This window comes from Halobacteriovorax sp. RT-2-6 (genome assembly GCF_047085025.1).
Classification (GTDB): Bacteria; Bdellovibrionota; Bacteriovoracia; order Bacteriovoracales; family Bacteriovoracaceae; genus Halobacteriovorax_A.
The window spans coordinates 632,413-648,830 of record NZ_JBKIYH010000001.1 but is presented as its reverse complement, the minus strand read 5'-3'; the positions used below and the strand labels follow the sequence as shown (position 1 = coordinate 648,830).

Below are 16,418 nucleotides of genomic sequence, written 5' to 3'. Positions count from 1 at the left end.
CCATTGGGTGCCTTCTTTATTTATACTTTATTGTATGAATTATTTTTCAGTACAAGTTTCGTAGCAAAGGTTTCTTTGAGCTTCGTCTTGAACAAGAGCACACTCATCAAAACACCATGGCATTGACTTGTTACCTGATTGGTACATGTAGTTATCAATACAGTAGTCACGTACTGAATTGAAACATGTGTAGAAGTCTTCTTTGTTTGTTAACTCTTTACAAGTTTCTTGAGCTTCCATTGCACAAATTTTGATTTGGTTTGCGCTTGCATTTACTGAAATAAAAAGAGTTGCTGCTAGTAATAGTTTTTTCATATTTTTTCCCTCTAATGATTAAAGATCATAAACACATGAAGCTTTATTTCCTGTGATCTTTGCAAGTTCACTAAGGGCCGCTTCATATTGATATGAATTTAGTTTTCCATTTTCTTTTAAAGTATATTTTGATTTGTTATTACCTAGATCTTTCTCAGCTAGAACTTTGAAGTAGTCTGAGTAGATAATATTCTCAAGATCAACTAGGGCGTGATCCGAAATACGGGCCCAGTTGACGATGAGATTATATTGATGAAGCTTAGTATAGCCAGTGGCATAGTAAGCATTTTCGCAAATTTCTCTAATATTACTTGAAGCTTGTGCGTTTGATGTAACTGCAAACAGCATCGCTAGTGTTAAAATCACTGATTTCATTTATCTCTCCAATAGCATTGAGTGCCCACTTATAGCCAAGGGAAAACGAAAATTAAAGTGATTTTATGAGATATGTAATTTCTGCATGCTAGATGGCAAGCATGGATTCCACGAAGTGACGTACGCCCTGCGTTGCAACTTCTGCGATTGTTTCATCAAAGAGCTCAGCATTATTTGTCGGATGTGGATTAATCTCTAAACAATGAGCACCAGCGCTTTTTGCAATAGCAACAAAGTTTGCGGCCGGGTAGACTAGCCCTGAAGTACCTATTGAGACAAATAGATCGCAATTGAGTAGTGCCTGTTGAATTTCATCTAAGAAAAGCGGGACTTCACCAAACCAAACGATATGTGGCCTAAGATTTCCTTTGGTATGACAACATTGGCAGCGATCTTCGATGGTAAGGTCTTTAGTCCATTCATAGATTTTCTTGGTTTTCTTGCAGCGAATTTTTAGAAGTTGGCCATGCATATGAAAGATATTCTTTGAGCCGGCCCTTTCATGAAGATTGTCGACGTTTTGAGTGATAACCGTTGTATGAAAACTTCCTGTCTTTTCAAGCTCCGCAAGTGCTATGTGAGCATCATTTGGGTGTACTTCACCTGACTGTAACTGTCGTCTTCTTTGGTTGTAGAATTCGTGAACTAAATTGGGGTTATTGTTAAAGGCCAAGGGGGAGGCTACCTCGTAGATGTCGTGGTTTTCCCAGAGCCCATTTTGGTCACGAAAAGTCTTTAATCCCGACTCCTTAGAGATGCCAGCGCCTGTTAGTATACAAATATTTTTTATGCCAGCAAGGAGTGCTTGGTCTTTTAAAAATTTCATTAATTTATGGTAACATACTCTTGGTGAATACATAAAGTGAGGATTTTAGTGGACCCATTATCACAGGCAGTGCTCGGTTCGATGGCATCTCTTGGAGCGGCCAAAGTTAAAGCAAAAATGCGTCAAAAAACAAAAGATAGTAGTGACTCTAATGAATCTAAAGAAATGCCTAGTTTAAAGGTGATAGCTCTATGGGGTGCTCTTGCTGGGATGGCCGCTGACCTAGATGTCTTAATTCGTTCATCCTCTGATCCTCTATTTCATGTTCAGTTTCACAGGCATTTCACTCACTCTCTCTTCTTTATACCAATAGGGGCCTTAATCGTTAGTTTATTTCTTAAACTATTTCGTGTGCCAGTGAAAAGAAGTTACCTTTATACGTTTTGTGCTTATGCAACCCATGGGCTTCTTGATTCATTCACAAATTATGGAACTCAGCTTTTTTGGCCACTTTCTTCAACAAGAGTGGCGCTAAATACCGTTGCTGTCATTGATCCACTTTGTACTATCCCGCTCGTTATTCTTGTTATTCTTTGTCTTCGAACAAAGAATTTAAAATTTAATGATGCCGCCATTATTTATGTCATTGCTTTTATGTCACTTGGTTTTTATCAACGTGAGCGAGTTACTAATTTCCTAACGTCTAAGGGCCTTATTAATGAACAAACACAAAGGCAGATGATTAAGCCGACAATTTTTAATAATGTCATATGGCGAGGAATTGTCGTCGATCAAGATCAAGCAAAGTTTTATGCTGTTAAAAGTATTCCTTTTGGTAAGATTAAGCTTTATCCAAAAAGTGAGAGTGCATCGATTGTTAAAGAAAATGAGATTAAAAACCTTTTAAAGCACTATAAGTCTCAGAAGTTTCCTTATGACTATGAGAGGTTTAGAAGCTTCACTAGCGGTTATCTACATTGGGGCCAAGATAATACAATTGTGGATTCACGCTACAGTATTCTTCCTTATTCATCACAGGCCATGTGGGATATTAAATTTCATAAGGGAGAAGGACACGTTGTCTTCAATACATCTCGTGCCGTTGATATCAATTCACGAAAAGAGTTCTTAAAGTTACTATTTGATTTCTAATAAGAAGGTCTCAATAGTTCTAATATTCTCAGGCGCAATTTCGTGAGAGTTAATTTTAAAGCTTACATATTGAGCATTAGAAATCTTCTTTTTAAGCTCAATAAAGCTATTATGAGAGTTTTGAAATTCAACAACGGGGTCACCTTCATTATGTATTGAAAGATGATCAAAGCTTAGGTTTTCTCCAAGCTTATCAACTCTTGTATTTGCATTAATTGCAATTGAAGCTTTTATTCCGGGTAGGTAGCTTGCCATAATTGGCGCAAGGTAGCCTCCCTGAGAGTATCCAATAATTATGACATCCTTAAAGTCAATTGCGTTGGCCTTAAGATAGTTTCCAAGGGCCTGGATTGGTGTACTCATATCAATATAATATTTCTGTCTTGTGTGGTCGTAGAAATACCAACTATAGCGATAAGTAATTTCTTTAGGTCTAATCTTAGGGATTGGAAAAATCCCATTTGGAATAAGAATACGAAAGTTCTGTATAATCTCTGATGAAAATTTATCGACAATATTTTCTTTTATTTGTTCATTGTTTTGGGCAAAACCATGTAGGACTAAAAGAGTTTTTTGCGCTTTAGGATTGCCGACTTCAATAGAATCAATCGGGAGATTTGTACCAACATTTGTTCGACTAGTATTATTTTCCATATGTTTTATAATAGATGGAGCGAGGAGAATTTAAAAGTGAATTCTAAAATGCAGCATACATTCAAGGACGATGAAATCGATTTAGCAAAAGAGATTATTCTGGAGAATATATCATTCTTTGAATGGATGAATATGGAAAATCTTCTCATTTCAATAAAGAGTGAAGATCTAAGCCTTCTTGATGATGTAAATATGGAAGTCCTCGAAGCCTATCTCAATGAGTTTATTAGAGAAGGACTAGTGGAAGTGAAGCATGAGGCTAAGAATGAAGCTTTCTATCGTCGCGTGCAAATAAAGAAGAAGAAATTTTTAAAGTTCTTCTAGTAGCTTTCTACTTATCTTTCTAAAGAAAAATTGCCATAAATAACCAAAGCGCTCCAGCTGTTGAAAGTGGAATCGTTAGGTTGTCATCAATTTTAAAATCCATAAAGTCTACTGCTGTTACCACAAGGGAGCTGAAGATTGAAACGAGTGCTATCTTTATATTAAACTCATAGACATTTATAAGCACCATTAGGTGAATGGCAAGTGTGGCAATTAAGAAGGCCAAAGTTCCCTCAAGGGAGCGATTCGCTTTTAATTTAGTTTTACCAAAACGAATTCCAATGATTGCGCTTAATGGGTCACAAACAGCAAGAGTGAAGACGGCCACTAGTGAAATCGTTTTTGGAAAAGTTAAGATTGTAAGAAGTAGGCCCATAAGATACGGCATGGAAGCTGACTCTTTAAGTTGTTCCTCTGCACGTAAAAGGTAGCGGCTACCTAGCTTCATTAATTTATTTTCTGGATAGTTAATTCTTATCTGTTCAAGAATATAGAATACACATGTAGCAATACCAAGGATGTGAACAGCTTGGGCGTGAGTAAGAAAATGCTTATAGATCATTCCCGCTATAAGGCCCATCGAAAAGTGAAAAATCCTACGTGGCATATGTAGGTCTTTTCTTGTTTTCGTTATCTCTTCTTTTGTATCGTTTTCTTCTTGTGAAACTTGTTCAGCTATATCTTTAGTCGATGTTTCCACATCGTTTTTTTCATTATTTGCAATTGTCGTATCCATATGTGCATCTTAACTCAGGTTGTTAATCCTGACAAAACTATTTTTTTAGTCCTGACAGACTGTTCGAGATAAAATCTTTGGTGATTTTGAAGATTGATCGGCGATCCTGTCCATAACTATACTGCCCATCACTCAGGGACTCTAAAGAGACCTCTCCACTGCGTTTAAGGGCCTCTTTGAGGATAAGTGGCCCTGCAATTTCAAAGATGAATATACTGGAAATGATGGTCTGAAAGATTATACTACTTGTGATATGGGGGATTCTTTGAATAGTCATGGCAATAGCTATGGCCGTACCAGCATGTGAATAGAGGCAATGACCTAACATACTGTAATCATTGCTTTTTACTCGCTTTGCAAAGAAGCGATGGGCCACAAAAATAGATAGTGTTCGAATGACGATGTACATGATCACAAAGAGTGCGTCATCAGATATAAGCCCTGCAATATTGATATGGGTGCCAGCAAAGACAAAGAAAATGGCATAGAGTGAACTTCCAATATCTCTAACTGTCGTATGAATGAGGCGACCTTTTGAAGAAGCTTGGGTGACAGTAAAACCTAAAACTAGCGATATTAAGAGAACATTCAACTTTAAGAAATAAGCGAGTGTTTGAGCAAAGAGAATCATTGTTATGATGGAAAAGAGAAAGTTACCAATCTTATTCTCAAAATTTTCAAGCCAAGTAAGAAGAAGTCCCAGTACAACTCCTACTGCAATTGATCCGATCACTTCTTTGGCCATGGAAAGTAGTGACTGATAAGCAGAGGCAGAAGAAGGCCACAGGTCTGTTGCTTCAAAAATTGAAGTCAAAAATAAACTCCCTACAATTGTTAGTCCAGTGACAACGGCCAAGTGAATCATGATAGCATCAGTAATTGGGCCATGTGTGTTGTATTCTTTCATTACTAGTACCGTTGTAGGGGGAGCCGCTTCGATACTTATAATTCCAAGCATTGAGGATATTATAAAAATATTTGTAAAGGAGAGTCCGGTAAAGATAGCAAGACAAGTGGCAAAGAGAATACTGCTAATCAAGAACATCAGAAAAACTTTAAGGTGAGTTTCCTTAATGATTTCATTGCTTAAGCGCCTTAAGAGATACTTATTAAATTCCCCGCCAATATTAAAGAGAATAAGGCCTAGAGCAAGGTCAGAAAGATAATTAGTTTTTTCAAGAAATTCGTGAGTGATTAGGCCTGTGACATATGGCCCTAGAATAATCCCTAGCATAATAAAACCACTGACCTTAGGGATTCCTATAAATTTAGTAAAACGTGCTACCACAAGACATAACAGAAGGCACAGGCCTAGAATTGGAATAACGGCCTGGGTATCTGTTAAATCGATGAAGTCGAACACATTTAACCTCGCTCATTGGCTTTGTTGAAATTTAACGCACACAGACGCTAGATCAAACTTAAGAGGTATAAAGATGCGTTAATAATATTAAGTTTTTTACAACTAAGGATGTAAATGGCTACAATAGAGCTATCAATTATTTAACGAGGTTGTTCATTTGAAGAAGAAAATCTATTTCACACTTTTTATTCTCGCAATTATTGCAGGTCTTCTAGGTTGGGGAATTTTAAATTATCCAAAGTCTGATGGGACTCGCTCGGGTAAATTAGTGCGAATCACAAAGAAAGGTGTCTTCTTTAAAACTTATGAAGGAACGCTAGATCTTGGAAGTGGTGATCGACTGACGTGGGGATTTTCTGTTCATGATAAAGCGCTTGGCGAACAATTAATTGCTCAGGCCGGAAAGAATGTAAAACTTGAGTACAAAGAACTCTTTTTTAAATTTTTCTATGAAACAAATAATGTCGTTGATGGCTGGTCAATTGTTGAGAGCCCAGAAGATAATGTCTTTCTATGTCGCTTAGTTCGTATCCTTCAAGAAAACTCTTCAATTGTTGAGTATTTAAGACCTCGAATTCAAGAACAGGATAGTGAACTACTTCAGCGCATGCGAGAGTGTAAGTAGTTTAGCTGGCCTTCGAAGTTGGCAGTTTGGAATTACGCCATGTCAAATCAAGGCCATGGCAAGAATTTCACTTTTCAATAGAGTAGTTTTGTAAGAGCTTAATATTACAGGACTTTATGAATGGCTTCTTGAGTTTATTCTGCTAAATACTAAAAATTGTTAAGAAAATTAACTTTATGTCGATAAACTTGTTTGAGTAAGTAAAATTATTTAACAGGTTTGATATCGATGCACGTTTTTCTCCTTCTATTAGCAATAGCTTTTAGCTCCTGTTCGAAAATTAAGTACTCTATCGTTGGTGATGGAGCAATCACAATTCCGACAGTTTCTTTATTGGATTCAGACTCTAGTAGCCCCGAAATTAGTAATGACTTAACTGTTGGGCTTAATATCACCAACACAAGTGGCGCTACAAAGTATTGTGTTTCAGAATCTCAGACAACTCAGCCTACAGATACACTAACTTGTAACGGAGGAGCGTGGACACCTGCCCCTCCTGCGACTTATACATTTTCTCCTGGAGAAGGTAGTCGCGACCTGTATGTTTGGACAGCAAATAGTGGTGATGAAGTTTCAGAAGATCCTATTATTGGAACCATTGAAGTTGATACCGTAGCACCATCTACTGCAATCACAACTCCTCCCGCTACTGTTATTGATGAAACGAATCAAACGAATTTTACTTTAGCGGGAACTTGTAGTGAAGATGGTGGTGAAGTTCATTTATCAAATGCAATAACAGCAACAACTACTTGTTCTGGTGGGAGTTGGAGCGTTGATGTCGATACATCAGCAATCCCTAATGGCAGTCTCGATTTTGATGTTGTCTATACTGATAGCGCTGGAAACTCCTCTGCTCAAGAAACGATTACTCTGACAAAAAATGTTTCGATGCCAGATCCTACAATCACGATGGCAACGAGTGACTCAAATGATTTAACAGTAGGCCTTAGCATTGGTAATGATACTTATGCAACGATGTGGTGTTTATCTGAATCACAGTCTACAAAGCCAGCGGATACTTCTACTTGTAGTGGCGGTAGTTGGGTGACGACTGAGCCTACTGATTTTACCTTTTCAGCAGGAGCAGATGGATCAAGAACTGTTTATATTTGGACCGCTACAACTGGTGAGTATATTAATGATAATCCCATTAGTGCGACAATAAATTATGATACTTCAATTCCAAGTGTGACTATTACAAACACAGCAGGTGAAGTCTTTGGCCCAAGTGCTACATTATCAGGAACGTGTACAGAAGATGGTAGCGTGACTTTAAGTGGAAATGTCGTAACCAAGTCAACTGCATGTACAGGAGGCAATTGGAGCGATACCTTTGATTTTAGCTCTCAAGCAGATGGAGCTGTAACCGTAAGTGCAACAGTTACTGATAGTGCTGGAAATACCTCAAGTGCTGAATCTAAAAACTTCTCAAAAACTTCCAGCTACTTACACTCACTAAATCTCGATACAATTAATAGTTATGATATTGCTTTAAGCTACGCTGTTATCAATACAACAAATCTACAAACATATAAGTATCACCTTGTGACGGGAGCAATTGCCCCTAGTGATTGTTCTGCGGGGATTGACTTTGGTAATACAAACTTAACTCAAAATATATCGTCACTTAATCCTTCGACTCAATATAGTTTAACGGTTTGTTATATTGATACTTCAAATAATACGATCGGGCAGCAGGCCCAGACATTCACAACAGCAGCAATCGCTTCATCTGGAACTGGCCTTGTTTGTTCAGGTGGAGGAGATGTAAACACAACTTGTTATGTAAATGATCTACAAACAATGGCGGATTCAACAGTTATTTATATTCCAGGAAATCTTGTGATTCAAAGTGGAGGAGACATCTCTTCAAATGCTCTTGAAAAAATAATTATGCAAGTTGATGGAAATGTCACAATTGAATCTGGTGGAAAAATTTCTGCAAACCTTACTCTTTTAAGTACAACTACTCTTGATATCCAGGCAGGTGCAAGTATTGATGTTTCAAGTAAAGGTTATGCTGGTGGAGCAAGTGGTGCTGCAAATGGAAGTGGGCCATCAGGTGGTCTCGGACATTCTAATACAAGTGCTGATCCAGGTGGTGCTGGACACGCTGGAGCTGGTGGAGATGGCCGCTCAAGTGGTGGGACAACTGTTTATGGTTCAAGAACTGAACCTGTTGATTTCGGTTCTGGCGGTGGTGCTGGTGATGATCAGTCTGGTGGTGCCGGTGGTGGTGTCGTAAAAATAATAACAACAAATTTAAATATTGATGGAAATATACTTGCTCAAGGTGGAGCAGGTGTTCAAACTTGTTGTGACCAAGGAGCTGGTGGCTCTGGTGGGTCGCTATGGATTATTTCTCAAAATACAATTACTGGTGGCGGTAGTGTTTCTGTTAATGGTGGATCTGCTGGTGCAATCGATGGTGCACAAGGGACAGGTGCTGGAGCAGCTGGACGATTAGCAATTTATCAAAACACTGGTGTTTATACATTTAATGGAACCATTGGTGTTTCTGGCGGAAGTGTCGGTACTCGCGCATCAGATGGTAGCTTCTATTTAGGTCTTACAAGCAATGATCAACTTTGTGATAGTGGAAATTTTTCTTCAACATGTATTATCAATACTTCTAAAGTTATCGGTGGTGACATAAATCTCACAAGCGGAAATTTAACAATTGATACAACCGGAAACGTAAGTGTTAAGGGCCTTGACTCTGACTTCACTTTTAATAATGCTGGCGGAGATTTCACAATTGCTACTGGTGGGCTTTTATCAATGGATGCAATGACGGCCATTAGTAATATTGTTGCTAATAATTTTAATATGGCCGGAACGCTAAACGCTAATATTTCAGATTCAACTATTTCTAATGCAACGATCACTGGTACCATTAATGTAAATAGTAAAGGCTACTTTGGTGGTCGTGCTATGGGCAATGGTGGAGGACCTGCTGGCGGTATTGGAACAGATGATAATGGTGGTGGCGGTGGTCATGCTACAGATGGTTTCAATGGTAACGCAGGGACGGCCGGTGCTCCTGCATATGGTTCAATTAGTGCTCCTGTCGATTATGGTTCAGGTGGAGGTGCTGGTGGTTCACGTATTGGTGGAAGCGGTGGTGGTGCCGTTAAGTTAAGCGTTACAAATACTTTAGAAATTTCTGGAACAATTTCTGCTAATGGTGGCAATGGCCAAGAAAATAGTGATATCTCAGGTGGTGGTGCTGGTGGTTCAATTTGGCTAACTGCTGATAACTTAATTTTAGCTGCAACACTAACGGCTACTGGTGGAACTTCTGGTCATACCAACTCCGCTGCCAATGGTGCTGGAGGACGAATTTCAATTATTGCAAATCAGGCAACTGTTAATGCAAATGTTAGCCACCTTGCTGGACGTGGAGTTGCAGAGGGAACGGCCTATGTAAATATCCCAAATATTTATCCAAATTGTAGTGGTGGCGGTGATGTTCTAACAACGTGTTATATCAATGATACTCAAACACTCATGGCCAATGTAACTTATACGATTTTAGGAAATTTAACTCTTCAAAGTGGTGCTCTTGTTCAAACTCCTGATGCTACAAGTATTGAACTTAATATTGGAAGTAATCTTGTGATTGAATCTGGCGCAACACTTGCGGCCAACATAACAGAACTTACGGCCACATCTATTGATATCCAAACTGGTGGTGCGATTAATCTAGATGGTCGAGGATACACTGGTGGACGTGATGGTGGTGCTGATGGGAAGGGGCCATCTGCAGGTTTAGGCAATGGTACTGACGAATCAGGTGGTGGAGGCCACGCTTCTGTTGGAGAAAACGGAGAGAATGCTTCAACAGCTGGTGGTAGCGTTATCTACGGTGTAGCTAGTGCTCCAATTGAATATGGTTCTAGTGCTGGGGCATCAAATGGTTACGATGGTGGAGATGGTGGTGGTGCCATTAAAATTATTACAGATAATCTAACGGTTAACGGCTCATTAACGGCCAATGGTACAGACGGTGCTTCTGGCTCAATCTATGCGGCAGGTGGTGGAGCTGGTGGTTCAATCTGGCTTCAAGTAAGCAATTCTTTTACTGGATCGGGGATGATTACTGCTGCTGGTGGTGCTGGTAAGGTTTATAGCTTTGGTGCAGGAAGTGGTTCTGGTGGCCGAATTGCCATTGAGTATAATGGTTCTTCTTATGACTTCTCTGGAAATGTTTTTACGTCAGGTGGCCTTGGAAAGAAAAGGGCCGGAGATGGAACATTTTATTTAGCTCTAGGAAATCCTTCTTCAATTTGTGATAGTGGTGATCTGGTTTCAACTTGTTATATAATTGAAAATAAGACGATTGGTGCAAACTATACGATTACTGCAAATAACTTAGAGATCGCAGATAGTGTCTCGCTTTCTGTTGATGGCCTTAACCCTGGTATCGCAGTTGATCTAACTGGTAACTTAACTCTTAAGCCAAATTCTCGTATTACATATATTGCCAATGCTCGTGGTATTGAACTGCTTGCAGATGGAAATGTGACATTAGAAGCAAATGCAATGGTTCTAGCTAATCTCACAAATCTTGAGGCCCAAACACTTGAACTTCAAGCAGGATCAAGCCTCAATGCAAAAGGGCTTGGTTATCGTGGTGCCGGTCTTGGTTATCAAGAAGGATTTGGGATCTCTCCTGGACTTTCAAATAATACAGATGAAGCTGGTGGTGGTGCTCACGCCTCTGTTGGTGGAAACGGAGAAGGCGCAGCAACGCTAGGTGGACAATCTCCATATGGTAGTGAAACTAATCCTGTTGACTATGGTTCAGGTGGTGGAGCTTCTAAGAATATTTCTGGTGGTAATGGTGGTGGGGCCATTAAGATTGTGGCCAACGATATTATTCTAAATGGTAATATCCTGGCACAAGGAAATGACGGAGCAACTACTTCTATTTATGCTTCAGGTGGTGGTGCCGGAGGTTCTGTTTGGATTCAAGCGGCCAATTCAATCATTGGTAGTGGAAATATTCTTGTTTCTGGTGGCGAAGGTAAATTGTATTACTACGGAAGTGGTAGTGGTTCTGGTGGAAGGCTTTCAATTGAACTTGCAGGTGGCAACTATAACCTAACAGGTGTTGTTAATACTAATGGTGGCTCTAGTAGTAAGCACGGAGGCCCTGGAACATTTCACTTAGGACTTTCAACTAATGATGCTATTTGTGATAGTGGTAATTTTGCAACTACTTGTACAATTGCTGCAACTAAGCCATTAGGAAATAATATTTCTCTTACTGGTGCGAATCTTATTCTATCTCCAAGTGCAGGGCTTGCAATTCAAGGCCATAATGGAAATTTCTCAATCGATTTAACTGGAAGTCTAAGCCTTCAAGCTGGTTCAAGTATTTCTTATACAGAATATCTTCGATCGATTTCAATTGCGGCCGACACGGCCATAACAATTGCGAATGGATCATCAATTAATGCGAACCTATCTCTTCTTGAAACATCTGCTTTTGATCTTCAATCTGGTGGCCTAATAAGTGCTGTTGGACTCGGTTACTATGGTTCTAGAAATCGCCTTGAAGAAGGTTTTGGGCCATCGCCTGGACTCACAAATAGTAATGATGAAGCTGGGGGCGGGGCGCACGGTGGAAATGGTGGTAATGGTGAAAACGCAACATCAACTGCTGGTGGTAATAGTCCATATGGTAGCTTAACTGCTCCCATCACTTTTGGTTCAGGTGGAGGTTCATCTGGAAATTACCGAGGTGGTAATGGTGGTGGTGCCATCAAAATTATTGCTGATACTGTTAATGTCGATGGTGAGATTAAGGCCGATGGAAATGCTGGTGCAGGTGCAAGTATTTACGCTGGTGGTGGTGGTGCGGGTGGTTCCGTTTGGATTACTGCTAACACAAGCTTTACTGGTACAGGAGATATTCAGGCCAAAGGTGGTAACTCTGGTGGACGTGGTGCTGGTTCAGGATCAGGTGGTCGCTTATCAGTTGATATCACTACTTCAAGTAATACATTTTCTGGAATATTCAACTATGGGCCTGGTACTTCAACTCATCCAGGTGATTTTGGAACTTTATATTTAGCTTATACAACATTAGACCAATTCTGTGATGTTGGAACAAGTGGAACGACTTGTGAAATTAACAATGCCAAATGGCTACCGAGTGATCTCTTTGCAGGTAACTTAACTATAAATAATGATATTTATCTCTATGATAGCGCTACAAATATTAACGTTACTGGAGATCTGCTTGTAAAATCTGGTGCAACGATTCAATCTCAAAATCGTGACAAGTACACTTTTGATATTTCTGGAAATGCAACGCTTGAAGCCGGTGCCACGATGAAGGTTAACCTTGCAGATTTTATTGCAACAAATCTCGATCTTGCAGGAACAGTTGATGTTTCACAAAGAGGTTATACGAGTACATCTGGACCTGGTGGAGGTAAAGACTCTAGTGGTGGAAATAATCATGGCGGTGCTGCTAGTTACGGAAGTATTGGTGGCCAAGGTTATAGTGCCAACACTTGGGGTAGTCTTTATGGAGATGAAACTGCACCAACTGATTTCGGTTCTGGTGGTGGACGTCATGCTCATGCTGCCGGTGGTGACGGTGGTGGTGCCGTTAAGTTTTCTATTTCAAACTTAACAAATTTTACGGGCGCTATTTTATCTAATGGTGGAAATGGTACTTATATATCAGGAAACTATGGTTCAGGTGGTTCTGGTGGTTCAATTTGGATCAATACTGGTTCAATTACTGGAAATGGATCAATGGCCGCTCAAGGTGGTTCTGCAAGTGGATCTTCAAGTGGACATGGTGGCGCGGGTCGAATTGCTATTACGATGACAGACATTAGTGGTGTCTATCAATATGGTGGAACAATTGATATGAAAAATAATGATCGTGGAATTGATGAAGGTTCATTCTATGTATCATTAATGGATCAGGACTCAATTTGTACAACAGGTGACTTTGCCTCAACTTGTACCGTTAGTAACGACCTAACTCTAGGTGGTGTACAAAGCTTTACTGGTGCCGGAAACTTTATTCTTGATACAGCGATGACTCTTAGAGTTTATGGAAATAATACTGATGTAGGTTTTGATATTAGTGGGAATTTCTCAACAGCAACTTCTAGTTTAATTTCTGCAAGTAAGGATATTTCTCAAATCCATTCAGGTGGTGTTGTCACTTTTGATGGAGCTGTTGAAGCTGGTCTTCCTGATGTCTACGCTGTTGGTGATATTAATGTGAATGCTTCTATTTCTTCTCTTGGTAAAGGGGAGCTTCCTGGCCGAATTGGTCATAATGGATATGGAGTGGCAGGTGGACTTGCCTGTTCTAGTGGAAATAATCCGGCCGGAGCGGGAGGACACGCTGGTGCCGGTGGTGATGGTTATTGTACCAATAGTGGAATTACATATGGTAGTGCAACTGAGCCAAATACTCCGGGCTCTGGTGGTGGAAGTGATGACTCGGGAGATTACAGTGGTGGTGCTGGTGGTGGTGTCATCTGGTTAGTTTCAGATGCTAATGTAAATATCTCTGCTGCAGTCGATTCAAATGGTGTTAACGGAAATCTCTCTGGTGCAACAGGTGGCTCTGGTGCTGGTGGTTCGGTTTATGTAAAGGGCCTTACTTGTGATGGTAGTGGAAATATATCAACAATTGGTGGATCAAATACGACTGGCTTCCGCGGTTCAGGTGGCGGTGGTGGTCGCATCCATGTAAATTGTGGAACGAATAATTGGCTCGGTTTAGCTGACGCATCAGGTGGTCTTGGTGCCGATGCTAGTCGTAATGGTGGAGTCGGTAGCATTGACTATACAGTCATTCCATAAATATATGTATTGGATACGTTTACTAAGACCAGTATTTAATAGTTAAAGCAACTAGTAGACATGGAAATAAGATGATGACTGTAAAGATCAGAAAGTTAAATGCATAGTATTCTGGGTCTTGAAAGAATTTTGTGATCATTTTTTTTAGTGACATGTTGGCGCTCCTGCCGCTGGACTCCACATCATATACACACGATAGACAATTGTGGCAGTTCCAATAATTAAAAATAAGTAAGGGACTCCAGCTTGAATACGAGTTGGAAATTTTATTTTCCTAATCGCACTTGGCCCAAGGAGAAGTCCTGGTAGTGTTCCTAGCCAAAAGAAGAACACAAAGAGTGCCGCAAGTGTTGGAGAGGCCGCACTTATTGCAAGTGCTAACATCGCCCATAATAGCCCACATGGAAGTAGAACACTAATACCTCCAATTGAAAAATTAAAGAGGTGAGGTTTATTTCCTACTTTCTTTGATATCTTTGGCCAAAGCCTTGCATTTAGATTGTGTAATTTTTGAGAGACTATTTGAGCTAATTTGAAATTTGAAAATTTAAAAAGTCTTTTAAGTCCCATCCAGATTAAGATCAATCCAATACTTAGCCCTGAAAAGAGCATGAGGTATGGATTTGATTTTATATCAAGGATTGTAAAGCCAAGCACCGGAATAACCAGTGCTGTGGCCATGTAGCCCAATAGTCTGCCTACTTGGTAGGACATATTTTGACTAAAGGACTTAGAGACGGCCATGGTAATTCCACCACACATTCCCACACAGTGGAAATTTGCAACAAGTCCCATTGTCAGACCTGCGCTTATGATTACATAAGGTGAAATTCCCTGCAGACTACTTAGTTGGTCCAACTAAAACCGCCTCTTTTTTGATCTCTTCATTTGTGTCGAGATCTTTTATAATGAAATTAAACTTTAAGCTTCCGTTAGTTAGTACATCATTATTAAAAACAATGAAGACAATTTTTCTTTCGTGGTTTGATTTGAAGATGAATGGATTTCTGGGCATCTTCATTTCGTAAGAGCCTTCTTTAATCCCTTCAACTGCAATTTCAATATTTCTTTCAACAATCTCACCACTTTGTTCAATTACAATATGAAAGTGGTTTCTTGTTGTCGTTGGTGAACTTACTGTAAATGGTGTTCCTGGACCTCTAAGGACTGTTGTTGTGATTCCTTGTGACATTGAAACACTATAAACAAATCCAATTAGTAGACCAATTAGAACAACTAGGTAGCTAATATTTCGAATTGAGAAAATATGGCGCCCTTTTCCTTCAATATTACTTTGAGTGTCGTAACGAATGAGTCCTGTCGGGCGATTCGTTTTTAACATGATGTCGTCACATGCATCAATACAGTTTGTACAAGCGATACATTCTAGTTGAACACCTCGTCTGATATCAATTCCTGTTGGACAGGCCTTTACACAAGCATAGCAGTTGATACAATCACCATGTTCTTCAGGTTTCATTCCTGGCTGACGTCTTGGTTCTCCACGTCTTTCATCGTAAAGAATTGCTAGTGAGTTCTCATCCATAATTACAGACTGCATTCTTCCATATGGACAAGCGATAATACAAAACTGCTCTCTAAACCAACCAAAGTCTAGAAGGACAATTGTTGTGATGAGAAGCATGATCGTAAATAGTGTGAAGTTCTCAGCTGGGTTTTGAAAACTTATTGATAGTAGGTGATGAGTACCTACGAAATATCCCAAAAATGTATGTGAGATATGTAGTGAGACTGCAAGAAAAGCAATCCACTTAAGAGATTTTTTAATAAGTTTCTCTTTTGTCCAAGGGCCTTCTGCAAGTTTCTTTCTCGCTCTTGGCTTTCCTTCAATTAGGGCCTCGAGCTTGAGGAAAATTGATGAAATGAAGACTGTTTGTGGACATGCCCAACCACACCAAACGCGCCCAAAAATACTTGTGATAAACCCGATAAAGAAAAGAAAACCGAGTATCACAAATATTAAAATAGGCGCATTGTGGGCATAAAATTTGTATGTAAAGAATGAAAATTCTCTGGCCGGGATATTAAGGAGAATCATTTGTTCTCCTTGAATATATATCCACGGCAAGACTAGATAGACAAAAATAAGAAACCAATAGAATATCTCACGCCTGGTTTTCCAGATCCCTTTAACTTCTTCAGGGAACAGGAAGACTCTGTGTCCACTGTCGTCAGTTGTACCAAGTCTTGATTCGTGTAATTCAAATTGTGATTTCTTTGCCATTTCTTTCTCTTTCAA

General features: G+C 39.6%; 13 protein-coding genes. 4 read left to right on the top strand and 9 right to left on the bottom strand.

Annotated features, from left to right (window positions below):
- Positions 1–39 precede the first annotated feature (39 nt).
- The 3 genes from ACMAYS_RS02905 to ACMAYS_RS02895 form a co-directional block, all read right to left on the bottom strand.
- A complete protein-coding gene (locus ACMAYS_RS02905; RefSeq protein WP_021266765.1) occupies positions 40–315 on the bottom strand; it encodes a hypothetical protein in 276 nt (91 codons plus the stop codon).
- A gap of 18 nt (positions 316–333) precedes the next feature.
- On the bottom strand, positions 334–690 hold the full coding sequence (locus ACMAYS_RS02900; protein ID WP_412462704.1) for a hypothetical protein: 357 nt from the start codon (positions 688–690) through the stop codon (positions 334–336).
- An 88-nt stretch (positions 691–778) separates the two neighbouring features.
- On the bottom strand, positions 779–1,516 hold the full coding sequence (locus ACMAYS_RS02895; RefSeq protein ID WP_392991645.1) for an NAD-dependent deacylase: 738 nt from the start codon (positions 1,514–1,516) through the stop codon (positions 779–781).
- 48 nt (positions 1,517–1,564) lie between these two features.
- Here ACMAYS_RS02895 and ACMAYS_RS02890 point away from each other — a divergent pair, with 48 nt between their 5' ends.
- Entirely contained in the window at positions 1,565–2,608 is a 1,044-nt protein-coding gene (locus ACMAYS_RS02890) for a metal-dependent hydrolase (RefSeq protein WP_412462703.1), read from the top strand.
- Here the strand turns inward: ACMAYS_RS02890 and ACMAYS_RS02885 are convergent.
- A complete protein-coding gene (locus tag ACMAYS_RS02885; protein ID WP_412462702.1) occupies positions 2,594–3,262 on the bottom strand; it encodes an acyl-CoA thioester hydrolase/BAAT C-terminal domain-containing protein in 669 nt (222 codons plus the stop codon). The genes ACMAYS_RS02890 and ACMAYS_RS02885 overlap by 15 nt on opposite strands.
- Before the next feature lie 36 nt (positions 3,263–3,298).
- Between ACMAYS_RS02885 and ACMAYS_RS02880 the strand changes: the two genes are divergently transcribed.
- Positions 3,299–3,586, top strand: a complete 288-nt coding sequence (locus ACMAYS_RS02880; protein WP_146037820.1) for a hypothetical protein — start codon at positions 3,299–3,301, stop codon at positions 3,584–3,586.
- Between the two features lie 19 nt (positions 3,587–3,605).
- Here ACMAYS_RS02880 and ACMAYS_RS02875 read toward each other — a convergent pair whose 3' ends face one another.
- A complete protein-coding gene (locus ACMAYS_RS02875) occupies positions 3,606–4,322 on the bottom strand; it encodes a diacylglycerol/polyprenol kinase family protein (protein WP_412462701.1) in 717 nt (238 codons plus the stop codon).
- Positions 4,323–4,359: 37 nt separating this feature from the next.
- A complete protein-coding gene (locus ACMAYS_RS02870) occupies positions 4,360–5,685 on the bottom strand; it encodes a cation:proton antiporter (protein ID WP_412462700.1) in 1,326 nt (441 codons plus the stop codon).
- A gap of 157 nt (positions 5,686–5,842) precedes the next feature.
- On the opposite strand from ACMAYS_RS02870, the gene ACMAYS_RS02865 reads away from it, so the two are divergent.
- Both ACMAYS_RS02865 and ACMAYS_RS02860 read left to right on the top strand, forming a co-directional pair.
- Positions 5,843–6,310, top strand: a complete 468-nt coding sequence (locus tag ACMAYS_RS02865; protein ID WP_103217473.1) for a hypothetical protein — start codon at positions 5,843–5,845, stop codon at positions 6,308–6,310.
- Positions 6,311–6,538: 228 nt separating this feature from the next.
- Positions 6,539–14,158, top strand: a complete 7,620-nt coding sequence (locus tag ACMAYS_RS02860) for a beta strand repeat-containing protein (RefSeq protein ID WP_412462699.1) — start codon at positions 6,539–6,541, stop codon at positions 14,156–14,158.
- Positions 14,159–14,180: 22 nt separating this feature from the next.
- Here ACMAYS_RS02860 and ACMAYS_RS02855 read toward each other — a convergent pair whose 3' ends face one another.
- Genes ACMAYS_RS02855 through ccoG form a run of 3 tightly spaced genes read right to left on the bottom strand, consistent with a single transcriptional unit; the run spans position 14,181 to position 16,403 of the window.
- Complete coding sequence (locus ACMAYS_RS02855; RefSeq protein WP_255407611.1) at positions 14,181–14,312, bottom strand: hypothetical protein; 132 nt, start codon at positions 14,310–14,312, stop codon at positions 14,181–14,183.
- Positions 14,303–15,016 carry a sulfite exporter TauE/SafE family protein gene (locus ACMAYS_RS02850; protein ID WP_146037819.1) on the bottom strand — a complete coding sequence of 238 codons (714 nt, stop codon included), beginning with the start codon at positions 15,014–15,016 and terminating at the stop codon, positions 14,303–14,305. The genes ACMAYS_RS02855 and ACMAYS_RS02850 overlap by 10 nt, the downstream gene beginning before the upstream one ends.
- Complete coding sequence (ccoG, locus tag ACMAYS_RS02845; RefSeq protein WP_392991655.1) at positions 15,000–16,403, bottom strand: cytochrome c oxidase accessory protein CcoG; 1,404 nt, start codon at positions 16,401–16,403, stop codon at positions 15,000–15,002. Before ccoG ends, ACMAYS_RS02850 begins: the two co-directional genes overlap by 17 nt.
- Positions 16,404–16,418 lie beyond the last annotated feature (15 nt).